This is a genomic window from Nostoc sp. C117, assembly GCF_043099735.1.
Classification (GTDB): Bacteria; Cyanobacteriota; Cyanobacteriia; order Cyanobacteriales; family Nostocaceae; genus Nostoc.
In genome coordinates this window covers 1351986-1367395 of the sequence record NZ_CP170991.1, presented here as the reverse complement: position 1 = coordinate 1367395, position 15410 = coordinate 1351986, and the positions used below count along the sequence as shown (strand labels likewise).

Here is a 15410-nt window from a genome sequence, read left to right as displayed (position 1 = left end):
ATTCCGATCGCTCCTCTTTGAAAGATAAAAACACCACTGTTGGGGTGTATAGATTTGCGCCTCTACTTGCGCTCATTCACATAACCCTGAGAAACAAACCACTCTACAGCATCTTGGAGTGCGCCATTGAGCGAAGATTGGGGTAGACCCAATTCTCGTACTGCCTTTGTGGCATTGTAATACATAGGTTGTTTTGCCATCCGAACGCCATCAATGGGCACTGAGGGCAATTTTCCCAGTGGTGCGAGAATTTTTTCATCAACCCAAGCAACACTCAGGGGTATCCAAGCAGGTATACTTCGTTCTGGTGTCCTCAAACCTGTGATTTGGGCGAGTTGTTCTAGTAGTTGCTTCAGGCTGAGGTTTTGGTGACCTAAGATATAGCGATCGCCAGATTTACCCCGCTGCAAGCCCAGTAAATGCCCCCAGGCAACATCTCGCACATCGATAAAATTCAAACCAGTATCTAAATAAAAGGGCATTTCTCGCCGCAAGAATCGCAGAATTATATCACCTGTGGGGGTGGGTTTAATATCTAACGAGCCAATGGGACTGCTGGGATTGACTATCACTACTTCCTGACCTTTAGCAGCGGCTTGTATCGCTTCTTGTTCAGCCAAAAATTTTGATTTTTTGTAGTTACCCACCAACTTTTCTAAGGGACTCTGATGTGTTTCATCAACGACTTCACCAGATGAGCCTACCCCAATGGCCGCCACCGAACTGGTGTAAACGGTGCGTTCAATCCCCGCTTTTTGGGCTGCTGCTAATACATTGCGCGTACCTAAAACATTATGACGGTGGAGTAACTCTCGGTCTGCTTGCCAGAGGGAATAATGAGCTGCCACATGAAACAGGTATTGACAACCGCTCATCTGTTGCCAAAGATTTGGATCGTTCAAATCGCCTTTGACAATTTCTACCTCCAAACCGTGTAGATTTTGCAGATTGCTGCTAGAGCGTACTAGCGCTTTGACTGTGTATCCTTGTTGCAGCAACAACCGTACCAAGTGAGCGCCAATAAAACCCGTACCCCCCGTGACAAAAACCTGCATTAAATTTTCCCCATCGCCTCATGTTTTTTTTTCTCCCTCTCCTGGAAGCGGGGAAACCAATCATCCAAAATGGTGTAGACTACCGGCACAACAATCAAGCTGAGGATAGTTGAAGTTACTAGTCCGCCAGCGATCGCTACAGCCATTGGCGATCGCAATTCCGAACCAGCACCTAAACCTAAGGCGATCGGTAACATCCCTAAAATAGTGGAAGCCGTGGTCATCATAATTGGTCTGAGGCGCACTACTCCAGTATCGAGGATCGCTGCGGTGCGGTCTAAGCCAGCACTGCGTAGCTGATTGATGTAATCTACCAGTAAAATGGCATTTTTATTTGCTAGCCCCAGCAAAAACACGAAGCCAATCAGTGAGATCATGCCAAAGTCGCTCTTGGTGATTAGTAACGCTAACATTGCCCCTACCAGTGCCAAAGGCAAAGAGATACCAATAACTAGAGGATCTACCCAGCTTTTGAAGAGCAAAATTAGTACCACGACAATGCACAAAGCAGACAGAGCCAGAGTACTGCCGAAACTGCCAAAAACTTCGTTCAATTTAGCAGAGTCTCCTCCTAAATCTAAGGAAACATCAGAGGGTAAGACCGCTTTGGCTTCAGCCACCACTTTATCAGTAGCATCACCCAAGGATAAATTCTTGCCAAGATTAGCACTGATATAGGCTACCCGCTGATTATTCAGCCGCTCAATTTGCAAAACCGTCCCCTGGGAATTCGTTTCACCTGTAACTGTCACATCGACAAAACCGGGTATTCTCTGAATCCGTTCTTTAATTGCCTTGACAGCTTTGCTTAAAGATGCAAGATTATTACCCTGTAATGACAACTGAAGAGGTTTTTGACCGCCAGTATCCACAAATTGAATGTCTTCAACACTGGTAGTTACGTCAGGGAGAATTGGTAAGGAGGAGCGTAACTGGTCTTGTAATTGGGCAGTTGTGATTTTGCGGTCTTCTTTGAGCCTCACATATAAGTTGCCTTTGTTCGGCTCACCCTCACGCGAACCAACAGTGGTAAATACCGTTTCCACTGCTGGCGATTTTCTCACCACCTCTTCGAGTTTTTTAGCAACATCGAGAGAATCGTTCAAGGGATTGGGAATTGGGGATTGGGGATTGGGAACTGGGGATTGGAATGAGGGAGTTAAATTTTCCCCCCCTGCTTCCCCTGCTTCCCCAACTCCTCCTGCTCCCCTACTTGCCAAATCTGGAATCTTCGGCAAAGCCGCGGTATAAGCAATATTGAATTCACCGCGATCTAATTTAGGAATAAATCCTTTGGGAATTAATGGAATCAGTAATATACCTGCAATGAAACTGAGTACAGCTAATCCGATAACTATCTTGCGGTGATTTAAAGACCAACTTAGTAAGTTTCTGTAAGATTGGGCAAAGGCGACCCAAATTTTTCCTTCCTGACGAGGGGAAGCAGAGGGTTTTGGTTTTAGCCAGTAGATAGCCAAAACAGGCGATAAAGTCCGCGCAACTAGCATCGAAGCCAGCATTGCGGCGGAAACGGTGATGCCGAAGGGCTTGAAGAACTGACCGATGACGCCACCCATTAAACCTATAGGCAGAAAAACGGCTACTGCTGTCAAGGTGGCTGCTGTAACTGTCAATCCAATCTCATTTGTTGCTAAAAGCGCGGCTTGGCGAGGATTTTCTCCATCATCGATGTGTCGCATGATGTTTTCTACATCAACGATCGCATCATCAACGATACTGCCAATTACCAAAGCTAATGCCAGCAGTGTAATTGTCTCTAGGTTGAAGCCGTAAATCGCCATAACGATAAACGTAGCCAAAATAGACGTAGGAATCGCCAAAGCGGAAATCAAGGTAGCTCGCCAATTCCACAAAAATGGAAAGATCACCACAATGGACAACAATACTGCTTCCAGTAGAGAATCGATGGTTGATTGGGTGGCTTGGTGGATATATTCTGCCTGAGTAGCAGCTAGGGTGAGTTTGACATCTTTCAGGTTAGAGCGTAGCCTTTGGACTTCTTTTTCAACTCGACTCACCACTTCTAAGGTGTTGGCGTTACCGCGTTTGATTACCTGAAATGCCAAAGCGTCTTGGCCGTTAAACCGGACTAATGTTCCCCCACCTTGGGGAAGAGCTGCGGCACTTGTGAGAGGAGGAGTTGCAGTGGCATCGCCGAGAAGTGAGACTTTGAGAATTCCTGGTAATTTAGCGATCGCACTTACAATCTCGTTTTTTGCCAACTTAGTCAAATCTCTGAGATTCTGCGTCGGACTCTCAATGGCATAACTAATGGCGGCTGACTCATTCAAGTTCAGGGGAATAATTTTAGAAGTTGCTCCCTGAGGCAGAGTCAATTGCTTGAGGGCAGTTTCAACTTTTTTGGTAGATGTTTCTAAATTCGTACCAACAGCAAAAGATAAGCTAACAGCAGTTTGACCAGGATAGCTGGACGAGCGGATATTCTCCAGTCCTTCTAAAGAACGGAGGCGCTCTTCTATTGGTTGAGTGAGCTTGGCCTCTGTATCTAGTGCGCTTGTTAGGGGGGCTGTAGCATTTACTACTACCACTGGAAAGGTAATATCGGGAAACAATGCATACTTTAGGGAACTAAGAGCAAGAATACCAGCTACCGTGACGGCAATCCAAAAACTGACGGTCAGCCACGAAAATTTAATCGCTAATTTAGAAATATTGAAGAGTTCTCGTGCGGATTTTGAGCTATGAGGCTTTACCATCTTGGAAAATTATCGTGCGGATGACACAATTATTAAGCAATTCAAAATTCAAAATTCAAAATGAAAAAATCCAATCCTAGCCAGCCTTTTGGCAATTGCTAATATGCTACTTGCATCAAGTTAGGTATATTACTTATTGTGACTCAGATGTGGCAAAATTTTTAGTACAAAATGGAACTTTAGCCATGAAACTTGGTTCTGTCGAGCATAAGGAATTATTCTGTCGGAGCTTTACCGAAAGCTACAGGGAATACGAACCTGAGAATCTTCCCTGGCCAGATCTGGATGATGCAGCTTTGAATTTGCTACGCAGTATTCCCTTTTGGGAGAAAGCTCTAGATATAGAACGAGAAGCCGGAGCAATAGTTAGTGGTTACGCACAAACCTTAAGCGATCCGCTTTTACAAGCTACGATCGCTCTGCAAGGTAGAGAAGAATTACGTCACGCTCGCCTCCTCAAAACATTAATTGACCGTTACGGCATCGAAATGCCAGAACGTCCCCCCGTTGAAATTCCCCCAAATATTGAGCCAACATTTACGCGCTTTGGCTTTGAAGAGTGTCTGGATACTTTTTTTGCTTACGGGCTATTTGCGATCGCCCGTGAAGCTGATGTTTTTCCAGAGTCAATCTTCACTATTTTTGATCCCATCATAGATGAAGAGACACGCCATATCGTGTTTTTTATCAACTGGTTTACCTATACACAAATTGAGCGTGGCCAGGGATTTACCCCATTACGGAATGCCAAAACCCTCTGGCACTATGGTAAGGCACTCAGCAATCTGATTGCCGTCTTTAGCGATGCTGACGCCAGCAGGACTAGTTTTGTCCCCACTGCTACCAACATCTTTACCAAAGACCTCACACTAGAAAAATTTCTGGAAATTTGCTTGGTGGAAAATCAGCGGCGGATGAGCAAATATGACCCTCGATTACTGCAACCGCAATTATTGCCCAGACTTGCCAATATCGCCCTCCGCACTCTCCAATTAATACCTAAACGCAAACTGCAAAATATCGAGAGCGCTAGTGCCTAATTTTTTGCCCATTGATACAATTCTGGTTCCTCAGGGTGCAGAATATCAAGCCGTGTGTCGCGGATTACGCGGCGTGAATGGTTCCATCCCAACGGTATTACCCATACCTGTTGGGATGAAGCCTTTACTTGAATATCTGCAACAATCCCCAGGAATTGGAGAAAGAGACAAGAAGACAAGGGGACAAGGGGACAAGGGGAAGAATCAGATTCGGATTGTAAAAGCGAGAGTGCTGATTGTAGGTTTATGTGGCAGCTTGAGCGATCGCTATGGTGTTGGTGATATTGTGTTGTATCAGGATTGCCTTTATGAAGGAAAACGGCAAGAATGCGATCGCTCTTTCACAGCACAATTGCACTCAAAACTCAGCATTCAGAACTCAGCACTCAATTTAGTTAAGGCATTGACGAGCGATCGGGTAATTTCGTCTGCGGCTGAAAAACAACGTTTGGGTGAGACTTTGGCGGCTGATGTTGTTGATATGGAAGGATTTACCGCTTTAGAGTTTTTTAATACAGCTGGGGTAGATGTGGCAATGTTGCGAGTAGTCAGCGACGATTGTCAGCACGATATCCCCGATCTCACACCAGCAATCAACTCTGATGGTTCCCTGCGTCCTTTGCCCCTAGCGATGACAATGCTTCGCCAACCCATTGCTGCTACTCGGTTAATTAGAGGTTCATTAAAAGCATTAAAAGTGTTAGAGACAGTGACAAATTTGTTGTTTGAAGGCGGAAATAATTAAAGTATACTTTTTTGATAAATCTTATTTAAATTAAAGTTTACCAATGACAAAGGACGGCTTCTATCAGTTAGTTTTAATTACACCGATTTACTTAAGGTAAATGATTCGGGTCAATACCCTGAGATTGTAGATAAGCAATTAGCCGTTCTTTTTGTTGACGTTCCTGTTCAATCTGTTCCACCGCCCAAGGTAGCAAATTACTTGCTGCATCCCACCACCGTAACCAATAACCCGTTCGCGCTTCTTTTATTCCTTGCCACGTTCCTAAATATAAACTCATTGAATCAATCCAATGACGACCATTTTCATCAGGTTGTTTTAACTCATAGCGTCCATTTTCCCGTTGATAAAATTCCAACAAACCGCCATTTGGGTCAAAAATTACGTAAATTGGGACTTGAAGAATTTGTTCGTAAAAAAACCATTTTCCTGGGGGATAAGTTCGCTTAAATGAATATTCTTCCCCTTCGGTATCTGAGAGAAATTCCATCACCACCGCCGGAATATCCCCTTCTAAGTTTGGTGTATAGCTTTTGCGTTCTTTTAAAATCTGATTCACTGATGGCACATAAACCCAATCAGGTGCTTTGATAATAAATTGTCCGTTGATTGTGGCACACAGTCCAAAATTTGAGGCGATTAACATCTGGGATTGGATGAAACCACTAATTTCTAAGCTTTCACGCAAAGCACCAGCCAAGATTGGCTGACCTGTATTTTCCACTGGTTTATCCTCTAGCTGAAAATCGTTCGGTAACGCTTCCCAAGAGATCACCAGTTGAGTTGATGATTTGGTTTCACCAAGTTGGGTTGCCATAAGCATTGTTGGTTGTTGATTTATCTTTATTTTATTTGGGCATTGGTCATTGGTCATTTGTCATTCTCCCTCTGCTCTTTACCCAATGCCCCATGCCCAATGCCCAATTCCCAATAACCACACCTCTACGGACGGACACCACTACTATGGCAAAGATTAAAATTGCTTAACACTTCGTTACACTAAAGACACGAGAGGAACAAAAGCAAACCTCTCACAGTTGAAATCAAAGGTGAACGACATGAATGGCACAATTCGCGTTGGTAATCTCTTCGGAATTCCCTTCTACATCCATCCATCGTGGTTTTTAGTTCTGGGTTTGGTAACTTGGAGCTATAGTAGTGGATTGGGGGCGCAATTTCCCCAATTGTCTGCGGGATTGGCTTTGTTACTAGGATTGATGACAGCGCTGATGTTATTTGCCTCTGTCGTCGCCCATGAATTAGGACATAGTTTCGTTGCTATTCGTCAGGGAATTGATGTCAAATCCATTACACTATTTATATTTGGCGGTTTAGCAAGTTTAGAAAAAGAGTCGAAAACTCCAGGTGAAGCTTTTTGGGTAGCGATCGCTGGACCTCTAGTTAGCTTACTACTCTTTGGTGCGCTTACAGCGATTGGTGTTACTAGCTCTGCATCAGGACCGCTAGCGGCAATTTTAGCTGTTTTAGCTTCTGTTAACTTGGCATTAGCGCTGTTTAACCTGATTCCTGGCTTGCCTTTAGATGGTGGAAATATATTGAAAGCGATCGTTTGGAAGATTACAGGCAATCCTTATAAAGGTGTAACTTTTGCCAGTCGAGTTGGACAAATCTTTGGTTGGGTAGCAGTTCTTTCAGGTATACTTCCCCTAGTATTATTTGGCAACTTCGGTAACTTCTGGAATTTGTTAATCGGCTTCTTTTTGTTGCAAAATGCTGGTAATGCGGCTCAATTTGCCAGAGTGCAAGAGAAACTCACAGGTTTGACGGCTGAAGATGCTGTAACTGCCGATAGCCCGGTTGTATCTGCTAATCTTACCCTGAGAGAGTTTGCTGATGAGCGGGTTGTAAGTGGACAAAATTGGAATCGGTTTTTAGTGATTGATGATGATGGACAATTAGTAGGTGCGATCGGTATTGATAATTTACGAAGCATTCCTACTGTACTCTGGTCAGAAACTCAAATCAAAGAAGTCATGCGACCAATTACAGAATCTACCACAGTTCAAAGCGATCGACCTCTTTTAGAAGTTATGCAGCTACTTGAAGAACAAAAAGTAACCGTACTTCCTGTAATTAGTAAGAACGGCGTCTTGGTTGGAATCTTAGAAAAAGCTGAAATTATTCGACTATTGCAAAGCCGAACCCAACTTAACCCTGCATAGTTGTTTTAAATAATATTCTTTCTTTAACTCCCGTCAGAAATTCTGAGGCAATACTTTTCGGTTAAGGGGGAAAGGGGAAAGGGAAAGGGTTTGTAATTTCACTTTCCCCATTGCCCTTTAACCTTTCCCCAGACCAAAAAAGAGATTATTGGGTTTAACCGAAAAGTATTGAATTCTGAGGGAGTTTTTTTATTAATTGCACAAACTCGTAACGAAACATTTGCGCCCGTATGGTGCGGGAAGGGAATCACTTAGAGATTACCAAGAAATAAATTATCCAATCTTGTGGGGTGGACATCTTGTCCGCCCTTACTGACGGGCGCTGGTGTCGCCCACACCACAAGAAGTAGTCGCCCACACCACAAGAAGTAGTTGAGTATTTTTTATTTGGAAGTTCGTTATGCATTTCAATGTCAATCTTCAATGCAAAAAAGTGGCGAGTATGAATCTCCCACTTTCTTGTCCTGAGTTCTGTTAGCGCAGCGGGGCGTAGTAGCCCATTTTGTATTCTTCAATTGCTCTGCAAGGATTTTTTACGGGGTATCAGGTATATTCCTAGTAGGGATAGACCAACTATTGCTCCAGGTTCTGGTATGGCCTTAATTCTGGCATAAACTGCCGTTGTAGTCGTGCCTCCTTCATTAGCCTTAATACTCAACTGAGGAACATCTGGATTAAAACCAGTTAGTTCAAGTGTGTATTTATTGCCTTCAAACGTGAAAGTATTCGCACGTAAATTTGTGTCTATAAATACAAAATCTGCATTCTCGTCAGGATTTGTTGAGGTATTAGGTGTATTTACCAGATGGAAGTTAAAGTCAAAAACTTGGTTAATTCCAACAGGCGGGTTAACGGATACATTGAGATTTAAAGGTACAAATTCAACACTTGTGCCTTTGAGTACTGTTTCGTTAAAGTACCTCAAATCACCTATTTTGAATACAGAGTTGATATCTGGTGAAAATGAACTTCCATCAAAAATTAGTTTATTTGGAAGTGTAGACGGCAAAGAAGGTTCGCCCCAAGTAAACGTGTTGCTTCCCACACCTGTATATATGGGATTAGTATCAAGGCTTCCTGGAGTGGGTTGTCCCCATGTACCAGTGGAGATACCAGAAAAAGCGAAAGCATCTGCTTGAGCAGCAAAACTAAATGCTGTGCTTACACTCACAAAAAAACTAGATACGGTAGTAGCAAAAACTAAACTCAGTTTCATAAACTTAGGTTTTAATTATCATCCTGGAGCTTCTCTAAAGTAAGTCTCCAGTCTACCGTAGTAAATTTACCGAAAATACGCCAATATCTTGTTGTAGTTTTTATGAAATATTTATATAGTTAACAATATCTTATTCATAAATTTATATTTATTAATCTTATTTTATGAATTATTCCAAAGTTTTACTTTTGCGATCGTAGTAAATTTATTATACGTAGCAACTTGCTTGATTATTTTTTAACTCTCAAGTTAATATTAGGTTAATTTTTTATTAAAAGACAGCAGATAATTCATAATTTATGAATTATCTGCTCTACATTTCAGCACTCAGTTAGGGTGCAAGGGCATTACCACGAAGTAAGCTAGCAATGGTTTTGGCAGTAATTTTCAGTTGGGTGATGGGATTAGCTGGGACAACTGTTTTATAGAGATAGCTATCAAATGTTAGCCGCTGTACATCGAGGTCATCGCACATTTCCACAAAGGCTTCGCGGGTAGCGTTGGAACGATAGAACACACTTTGCAAAATGTCCAGCACTTTGTAAGTGAGTCCGTATTTTTTATCCCAACGTTTCAGGTAAACTTTGAGGTCATCTTCTGTAGGAATACGGCTACCACTGTTAGATGTTTCTACAATAGTTTCGGCACACATCCGCCCAGATTTAGCAGCAAAATAAATACCTTCACCAGAAGATTTGGTAACGTAACCAGCAGCGTCTCCCACTAACGCGATGCGACCAACAACACGACGGGGACGGGGATGTTCCGGAATGGGGTGGGCTTCGACTTTGATGATTTTACCACCTGCCAGCTTTTCGGATGCACGGGCGCGGATGCCAGCTTGTAATTGTTTGATGCTGGCTTTATTGACTTGCATTGTGCCAGTACCGACAGCTACGTGGTCGTATTTGGGGAAAACCCAGGCGTAGAAATCAGTAGAAACGTCATCGCCGACATACATTTCCGCGAGGTCGTTATAGTATGCCATTTTGTCTGCGGGTAAGCGAATCCGCTCTTGAAAAGCGATCGCATAATTATAATCCCCAGCATCCATTTCTTTAGCAACGCGGGAATTCGCCCCATCTGCCCCAATAATGACATCCACTTTTAGGGTTTTGGCAATACCTTCTGCACCACTTTCTGTATGATCGACGTAATGGATGGTATAGGGTTCGGTATTGTTTCCTGGTATATCGAGTTTATGAACAGTGGCATTAATTAAATTTGCACCAAGTTTTGCCGCACGATCCCGTAAAAAGCCATCCAGCACTTCCCGGCGGCACATTCCTATATATTCTTCTTCATTTACCAGATTGATATCAACTTCGCGGTTGGAAGGCGAAATCATTTTCATCTTCCGTACCCGGCGATCGATAATTTCTGGTGGTAGGTCAAATTCACTCACCATACACAGGGGAATTGCACCCCCACAAGGCTTAGCATTGTCTAGCTTCCGCTCAAACAGATAGGTTTCAATCCCAGAGGCAGCCAGTGTTTCAGCGGCAGATGAACCAGCAGGGCCTGACCCAATAACAGCAACCCGTAGTGTCAAAGGTCTTTCTCCCAATCTTCACATTTACCCTGAGCATACTATCACGGTCTTTCTGGTGATTTGCCGCCTTACCTTCAGGTTTTGACTTAAATGCAATATTCCTTAATTTTTCGATACAAAAAGCGGCATGGAAAATCAGGAATTTCGGGAATCACAAAAATTTCTGGCGTTATGGAATGATTGGGGACATCCAAAAATTTTTAGGTTTAATACATAGTAGTTTCTCTCTATGTATATGTGTAATTTAAAACTTTTATTTTTATGCTTAACAAATTAGATGTTACATTCAATACACGAAAAAGCACTTGAGAGTTTTGCTCACTCAAGCGCTTTCCCGTATAAGTTTTTACCAACTCACTAGTTTGATGTAACATTTGAAATCTGCAACACTTCTTAGGAAGTAGTATTGCGGGGATAACTTGTAACAAACACGTGGTGAAATGGTATCACTCCTTGCACTAACTAAGAATATCTCTTTTGTGACAAAAGCAGGGTTTTGGTGAGTGACACTTTATCAACTGACACTAGTTAAAAAGGATTCATCATAAAGAGTAGCAAATTACACTAAGTAGTATGATGGCAATTTATAAATACAGTATAAAAACTGATAATATCTTGGCGATCGCTTAAATTCGAGTGCAAATAAAATATCGTGGGTTTGATAAAGGGTATCATGCCCAATGTGTCATACCCTATGCCTAATCAAGACAATTTTTGAATACTTAATTGAGGTTCTAGGTGTGTGGTAAGATTTCCTGGAACAGAAGTATTATTCGAGTTAAGGTCTCATATAAAGAAATTGCAAAGGTCAAGCTGACCGTTGATTAACTTCCACGATACTTTGACTATGGATTTAGAAAATACACAACAAGACTGGTGACAAACTGAGTGTAACTTGTAGAAAAAAATCTAGAACTTGCTACCAGAGTTAGCCAACTTCCGACAATTTTGACTTTTATTTGACTTTAGGATAGACACATGAACGATAAGCTGATGCTGATGATTCCTGGGCCAACACCGGTGCCAGAAGCTGCCTTACTGGCATTAGCCAAGCATCCCATTGGACACCGCACTAGTGAATTTAGCAACATATTGGCAGAGGTAACAGAAAACCTCAAGTGGCTGCATCAAACTCAAAATGATGTGCTGATGCTAAATGTCAGTGGTACGGGTGCTGTAGAAGCTGGCATAATTAATTTTTTCTCTCCAGGCGATCGCATTTTAGTTGGTTCTAATGGTAAATTTGGCGAACGTTGGGTAGAAGTCTGTCAAGCCTACGGTTTGAATGTAGAAGAAGTTAAGGTTGAATGGGGAAAACCCTTAGACCCCACAGTATTCGCCGAAAAACTCCAAGCAGATACCCAAAAGGGAATCAAGGCTGTAATCATTACCCACAGCGAAACCTCGACAGGTGTGTTGAATGACTTAGAAGCCATCAACCGTCATGTGAAAGAACACGGTGAAGCTTTAATTATTGTTGATGCCGTCACTAGCTTGGGTGCATTCAATCTACCTGTAGATGCTTGGGGCTTGGATATAGTCGCCTCCGGTTCTCAAAAAGGTTATATGATTCCCCCAGGATTGGGTTTTGTCTCTGTCAGTCCCAAAGCTTGGGAAGCTTACAAAACCGCGAAACTACCGAAATATTATTTGGATTTAGGCAAATATCGCAAAGCCACAGCGAAAAATACAACTCCATTTACGCCGCCTGTGAACTTGATCGTAGCGCTGCACACGACGTTACGAATCATGAAAGAAGAAGGTTTAGAGTCAATATTTGCTAGACACGAACGGCTCAAAAATGCTACCCGCGCCGCCATTAAAGGATTGAACTTACCTCTGTTAGCAGGAGATAGTTACGCCAGTCCGGCGATTACAGCTGTAGCGCCACAGGGAATTGAACCTGATAAAATTCGGTCAGTGATGAAAAAGCGGTTTGATATTGCCTTAGCAGGTGGTCAAGACCATCTGAGTAACAAAATTTTCCGCATTGGTCACTTGGGTTTTGTGAGCGATCGCGATATCCTCAGCTGCATAGCATCCTTAGAAGTTAGTCTGAGAGAACTTGGCTATGAAGACTTCACCCCTGGTTCTGGTATCGCAGCAGCAGTTAAAGTGTTTGCAGAATAGTCACCGATCATTCATTGGTCATTAGACTTCTTGCAGAAGTCGGGAAAAGGAGAAGGTGGGACCCCACCTTCCCCTTTAACCTTTTCCCTTTTCCCACCTCTTGCAAAAAGCACTTTTGCAAGAGGTCTATTAGTTACAAAGAACAAATGACAAATAAAAAGAGCGAGTTAAATCATCAACTCGCTCTTTTTATTTGTATGTAAATGATTAAAAAACGCCAGATATAATTTCCTCATATATCAACCTTTGTATAAGTTAGAGTGGATATAACATACCTCCATTCTATTGAATGAGCTACTCATAAACTACCCTCACTTTAATTTCCATTCAGTTAATAGCCAAAAAGCTAACACCATCGCCTTTCCCCCTTTTAAATTTGAATTTTAAATTCGCTAACTATGCTGTCTCTAGCCAATCATAAATTTGCTCTAACTGCTCTAGAGTAATCAACCCATACTGCCAAAGAATCATGGGTAAAGGACCTGGATCTTGCTCGCGGTGGCGAAGCGCCACTGCTAAGGAAGCTGCAGAAATTGCCAAATCTTCTTGCAAAAAATGAATAAGTCGAGAATATTTCGATGGTGACATTTGTATCTCACCTCCTTGTGCAGAGTGTATTGTCATATATCAGTTCACCATTACTTGGTAGCCAGTAGCCAATATTTTATCTGTCACTTGTCTTCTTTATCGGCCATACACCTAAACCCAGTTTTCTCGATCTGCCTGAAAAAGAGGCTTTTCATAGAGGGTCTGGGAAATAAAAATTTTTCTACAAATCATCCGCTTGAGATTCAAGCAGTATTTTTACTTATTTAAATTGACTCCATCTTGTTTACTTCTGTGTTTTAGTTAGTTACACATGTAGCAACAAAGATTCCATAGCCTATACTCCCCTATTGGCCACTATTTACACTTACGCCCAAGGGAATATTTTTGCCACCAAACTTTAAAACTGCGATTTTAGCTTGGATACGGTAGGATTTTACATTATTACCACAGTTTTTAAATAGTAGCCTTACAAGTGACTTTTATACCACATCAAGTGACATTTTTTACAAAAAAAACATAGATGTTGATAGCTTTAGTTCTAAAGAAAGCATTAGAGCTTGCTCCAGTCGATTTTCACAGTATCACCAACTTTTAAATTTAATTCGGCAGCTCTTCCAGATCGAAGTTCAATCACCTTGTCAATTGGTGTATTAGGACCATAGGTGGGACAAGGCTCACTAGCACAAGGAGGAGCAGCAGCTTGAATATATTTAACTACACCATTCTTTAGAAATACCATATCCAAGGCCACAGGTACATTTTTCATCCAAAAACTGACCGGTTGTGCGGAACGGAACGGAAAAAGCATTCCTCGGTCATTTGGTAAAGCTGCTCGATACATCAGCCCCATCTGTTGCTCTTGTGGACTCTTTGCCACTTCTAACTGAATTGTCGTGCCATTGGGGACAATTACTTTAGCAGAAATTGGTAGTGTTTGACCTAAATTTTTTGGTGCTGGAGCTTGAGAACTAGATGTAGGAGTGGAAGGTATAGCTGTTGTTGGCATGGAACAACCCATTAGCAAAATACCCAGAAATATCGAGAGCAAACTTAGCCAACGAGTCATATTAGTTTTCGATTTTGTAATTTAGATATCAATTTTACAGAATTTACAGCGATTTGGATTTGAATATAGTGATTCTCATCTGAATTAGGTAAATGAATCTCGCACCACATTAATGCATAAATGTCAACTGAAGTCTAAAAGGGCAAATGCAAAGCGTGTCTACACAGTCAAAACCCTCCTGCGCGGGTTAAAAACATATTGTAGAGAGATTTTATGAAACGTCTCTACAGATTTATGACTGGGCAGTAATAAGAGACTGACAAATAAAAAAACATACCCACCCCACAAGATGAATAATTTATTTTTTGTCAGCCCCTGAAAGTGGCTACTATGATTCTCTTAAAACGTATCCGACACCTCGCACTGTTTGTATGAGGCGTTTTTGACCTTCATCTTCGATTTTTAGACGTAAGTAGCGAATGTATACTTCAATTACATTGGATTCACCGAGAAAGTCGTAACCCCAAACGTTTTCCAGAATTTGTTCGCGGGTTAAGACCTCACGCGGATGTTCCATTAAGAATTTTAATAGTTCAAATTCCTTCATTGTCAGGTCAATTGGTCGTCCGTTGTGTATCGCGCGGCGAGTTGCTATGTCTAAAATCAACTCCCCAAAGCGTAATTGCTCTGTGGTATCTACATCGGGTTTTAAGTACAGACGAATTAACTTTAAAAAGTCTTCTGAGCGGTAAGGCTTGAGGATGTAATCATCGGCTCCAGCTTCTAGACAAGCAACACGATCGTCAACTGTATCCCTTGCCATTAAAATTAACACAGGCGATCGCATACCAATGCTTCTCAGATTTTTGCACAATGAGAGTCCTGATTCTCCAGCCAGCATCCGGTCTAAAACAATTAAAGCAGGTTGGCGATCGCGACAGTGTTGAAATCCACTAGTCGCATCATGAGCCAAAATTGATTCATAGCCGGCTTCTTGCAAATCGCAAGACAGCTGATTTGCTAGGTTCTCATCGGTTTCAATCACCAAAACACAGGGACTTTGAGCAACTGTCATAACAATTTGGGATATTGGATTTGGGATTGTAAAAACGTTTGTGAGAAAGTCTTTACATTAGTTAAAAGTGCAATTATGAATATGTGTGACAGAACAATCCTGATTTGACATGCTGCTAAGG

At 42.1% G+C, this 15410-nt stretch carries 12 protein-coding genes; 4 read left to right on the top strand and 8 right to left on the bottom strand.

From position 1 onward, the window contains the following. Positions 1-62: 62 nt before the first annotated feature. A complete protein-coding gene (gene hpnA, locus ACFG4S_RS07040) occupies positions 63-1055 on the bottom strand; it encodes a hopanoid-associated sugar epimerase (RefSeq protein WP_392534111.1) in 993 nt (330 codons plus the stop codon). Then, positions 1055-3793, bottom strand: coding sequence for an efflux RND transporter permease subunit (locus ACFG4S_RS07035; RefSeq protein ID WP_392534110.1), 2739 nt, complete (start codon positions 3791-3793; stop codon positions 1055-1057). The genes hpnA and ACFG4S_RS07035 overlap by 1 nt, the downstream gene beginning before the upstream one ends. Positions 3794-3942: 149 nt before the next feature. Here ACFG4S_RS07035 and ACFG4S_RS07030 point away from each other — a divergent pair, with 149 nt between their 5' ends. Next, entirely contained in the window at positions 3943-4833 is an 891-nt protein-coding gene (locus ACFG4S_RS07030) for a ferritin-like domain-containing protein (RefSeq protein ID WP_392534109.1), read from the top strand. Then, positions 4826-5578, top strand: a complete 753-nt coding sequence (locus ACFG4S_RS07025; protein ID WP_392534108.1) for a phosphorylase — start codon at positions 4826-4828, stop codon at positions 5576-5578. Before ACFG4S_RS07030 ends, ACFG4S_RS07025 begins: the two co-directional genes overlap by 8 nt. Before the next feature lie 91 nt (positions 5579-5669). Here the strand turns inward: ACFG4S_RS07025 and ACFG4S_RS07020 are convergent, their stop codons facing one another. After that, the gene (locus ACFG4S_RS07020; RefSeq protein ID WP_392535927.1) at positions 5670-6395 is read right to left on the bottom strand and encodes a Uma2 family endonuclease; all 726 of its coding nucleotides are present in this window, start codon (positions 6393-6395) and stop codon (positions 5670-5672) included. 241 nt (positions 6396-6636) lie between these two features. On the opposite strand from ACFG4S_RS07020, the gene ACFG4S_RS07015 reads away from it, so the two are divergent. Then, positions 6637-7761: a site-2 protease family protein gene (locus ACFG4S_RS07015; RefSeq protein ID WP_392534107.1), complete on the top strand. Its 1125-nt coding sequence runs from the start codon at positions 6637-6639 to the stop codon at positions 7759-7761. 511 nt (positions 7762-8272) lie between these two features. Here ACFG4S_RS07015 and ACFG4S_RS07010 read toward each other — a convergent pair. Both ACFG4S_RS07010 and chlP read right to left on the bottom strand, forming a co-directional pair. Further along, the gene (locus ACFG4S_RS07010; RefSeq protein WP_392534106.1) at positions 8273-8977 is read right to left on the bottom strand and encodes a choice-of-anchor K domain-containing protein; all 705 of its coding nucleotides are present in this window, start codon (positions 8975-8977) and stop codon (positions 8273-8275) included. Positions 8978-9308: 331 nt separating this feature from the next. Then, positions 9309-10529 carry a geranylgeranyl reductase gene (chlP, locus tag ACFG4S_RS07005; protein ID WP_392534105.1) on the bottom strand — a complete coding sequence of 407 codons (1221 nt, stop codon included), beginning with the start codon at positions 10527-10529 and terminating at the stop codon, positions 9309-9311. A 978-nt stretch (positions 10530-11507) separates the two neighbouring features. Here chlP and ACFG4S_RS07000 point away from each other — a divergent pair. After that, entirely contained in the window at positions 11508-12659 is a 1152-nt protein-coding gene (locus ACFG4S_RS07000) for a pyridoxal-phosphate-dependent aminotransferase family protein (RefSeq protein ID WP_392534104.1), read from the top strand. A gap of 396 nt (positions 12660-13055) precedes the next feature. Here the strand turns inward: ACFG4S_RS07000 and ACFG4S_RS06995 are convergent, their stop codons facing one another. From ACFG4S_RS06995 to nblR, 3 genes are all read right to left on the bottom strand, one after another. Beyond that, positions 13056-13283: a DUF2949 domain-containing protein gene (locus tag ACFG4S_RS06995; protein WP_392534103.1), complete on the bottom strand. Its 228-nt coding sequence runs from the start codon at positions 13281-13283 to the stop codon at positions 13056-13058. Positions 13284-13758: 475 nt separating this feature from the next. After that, a complete protein-coding gene (locus tag ACFG4S_RS06990) occupies positions 13759-14274 on the bottom strand; it encodes a DUF192 domain-containing protein (RefSeq protein WP_392534102.1) in 516 nt (171 codons plus the stop codon). 328 nt (positions 14275-14602) lie between these two features. Then, complete coding sequence (gene nblR, locus ACFG4S_RS06985; RefSeq protein ID WP_392534101.1) at positions 14603-15289, bottom strand: response regulator transcription factor NblR; 687 nt, start codon at positions 15287-15289, stop codon at positions 14603-14605. Positions 15290-15410 lie beyond the last annotated feature (121 nt).

What these genes read in the sequence shown, in the direction of transcription:
- ACFG4S_RS07010 (WP_392534106.1), bottom strand. Translation starts at nt 8,977, where the DNA reads ATGAAACTGAGTTTAGTTTTTGCTACTACCGTATCTAGTTTTTTTGTG.
- ACFG4S_RS06995 (WP_392534103.1), bottom strand. Translation starts at nt 13,283, where the DNA reads ATGACAATACACTCTGCACAAGGAGGTGAGATACAAATGTCACCATCG.
- ACFG4S_RS07015 (WP_392534107.1), top strand. Translation starts at nt 6,637, where the DNA reads ATGAATGGCACAATTCGCGTTGGTAATCTCTTCGGAATTCCCTTCTAC.
- ACFG4S_RS06990 (WP_392534102.1), bottom strand. Translation starts at nt 14,274, where the DNA reads ATGACTCGTTGGCTAAGTTTGCTCTCGATATTTCTGGGTATTTTGCTA.
- ACFG4S_RS07035 (WP_392534110.1), bottom strand. Translation starts at nt 3,793, where the DNA reads ATGGTAAAGCCTCATAGCTCAAAATCCGCACGAGAACTCTTCAATATT.
- ACFG4S_RS07000 (WP_392534104.1), top strand. Translation starts at nt 11,508, where the DNA reads ATGAACGATAAGCTGATGCTGATGATTCCTGGGCCAACACCGGTGCCA.
- nblR (WP_392534101.1), bottom strand. Translation starts at nt 15,289, where the DNA reads ATGACAGTTGCTCAAAGTCCCTGTGTTTTGGTGATTGAAACCGATGAG.
- ACFG4S_RS07020 (WP_392535927.1), bottom strand. Translation starts at nt 6,395, where the DNA reads ATGGCAACCCAACTTGGTGAAACCAAATCATCAACTCAACTGGTGATC.
- hpnA (WP_392534111.1), bottom strand. Translation starts at nt 1,055, where the DNA reads ATGCAGGTTTTTGTCACGGGGGGTACGGGTTTTATTGGCGCTCACTTG.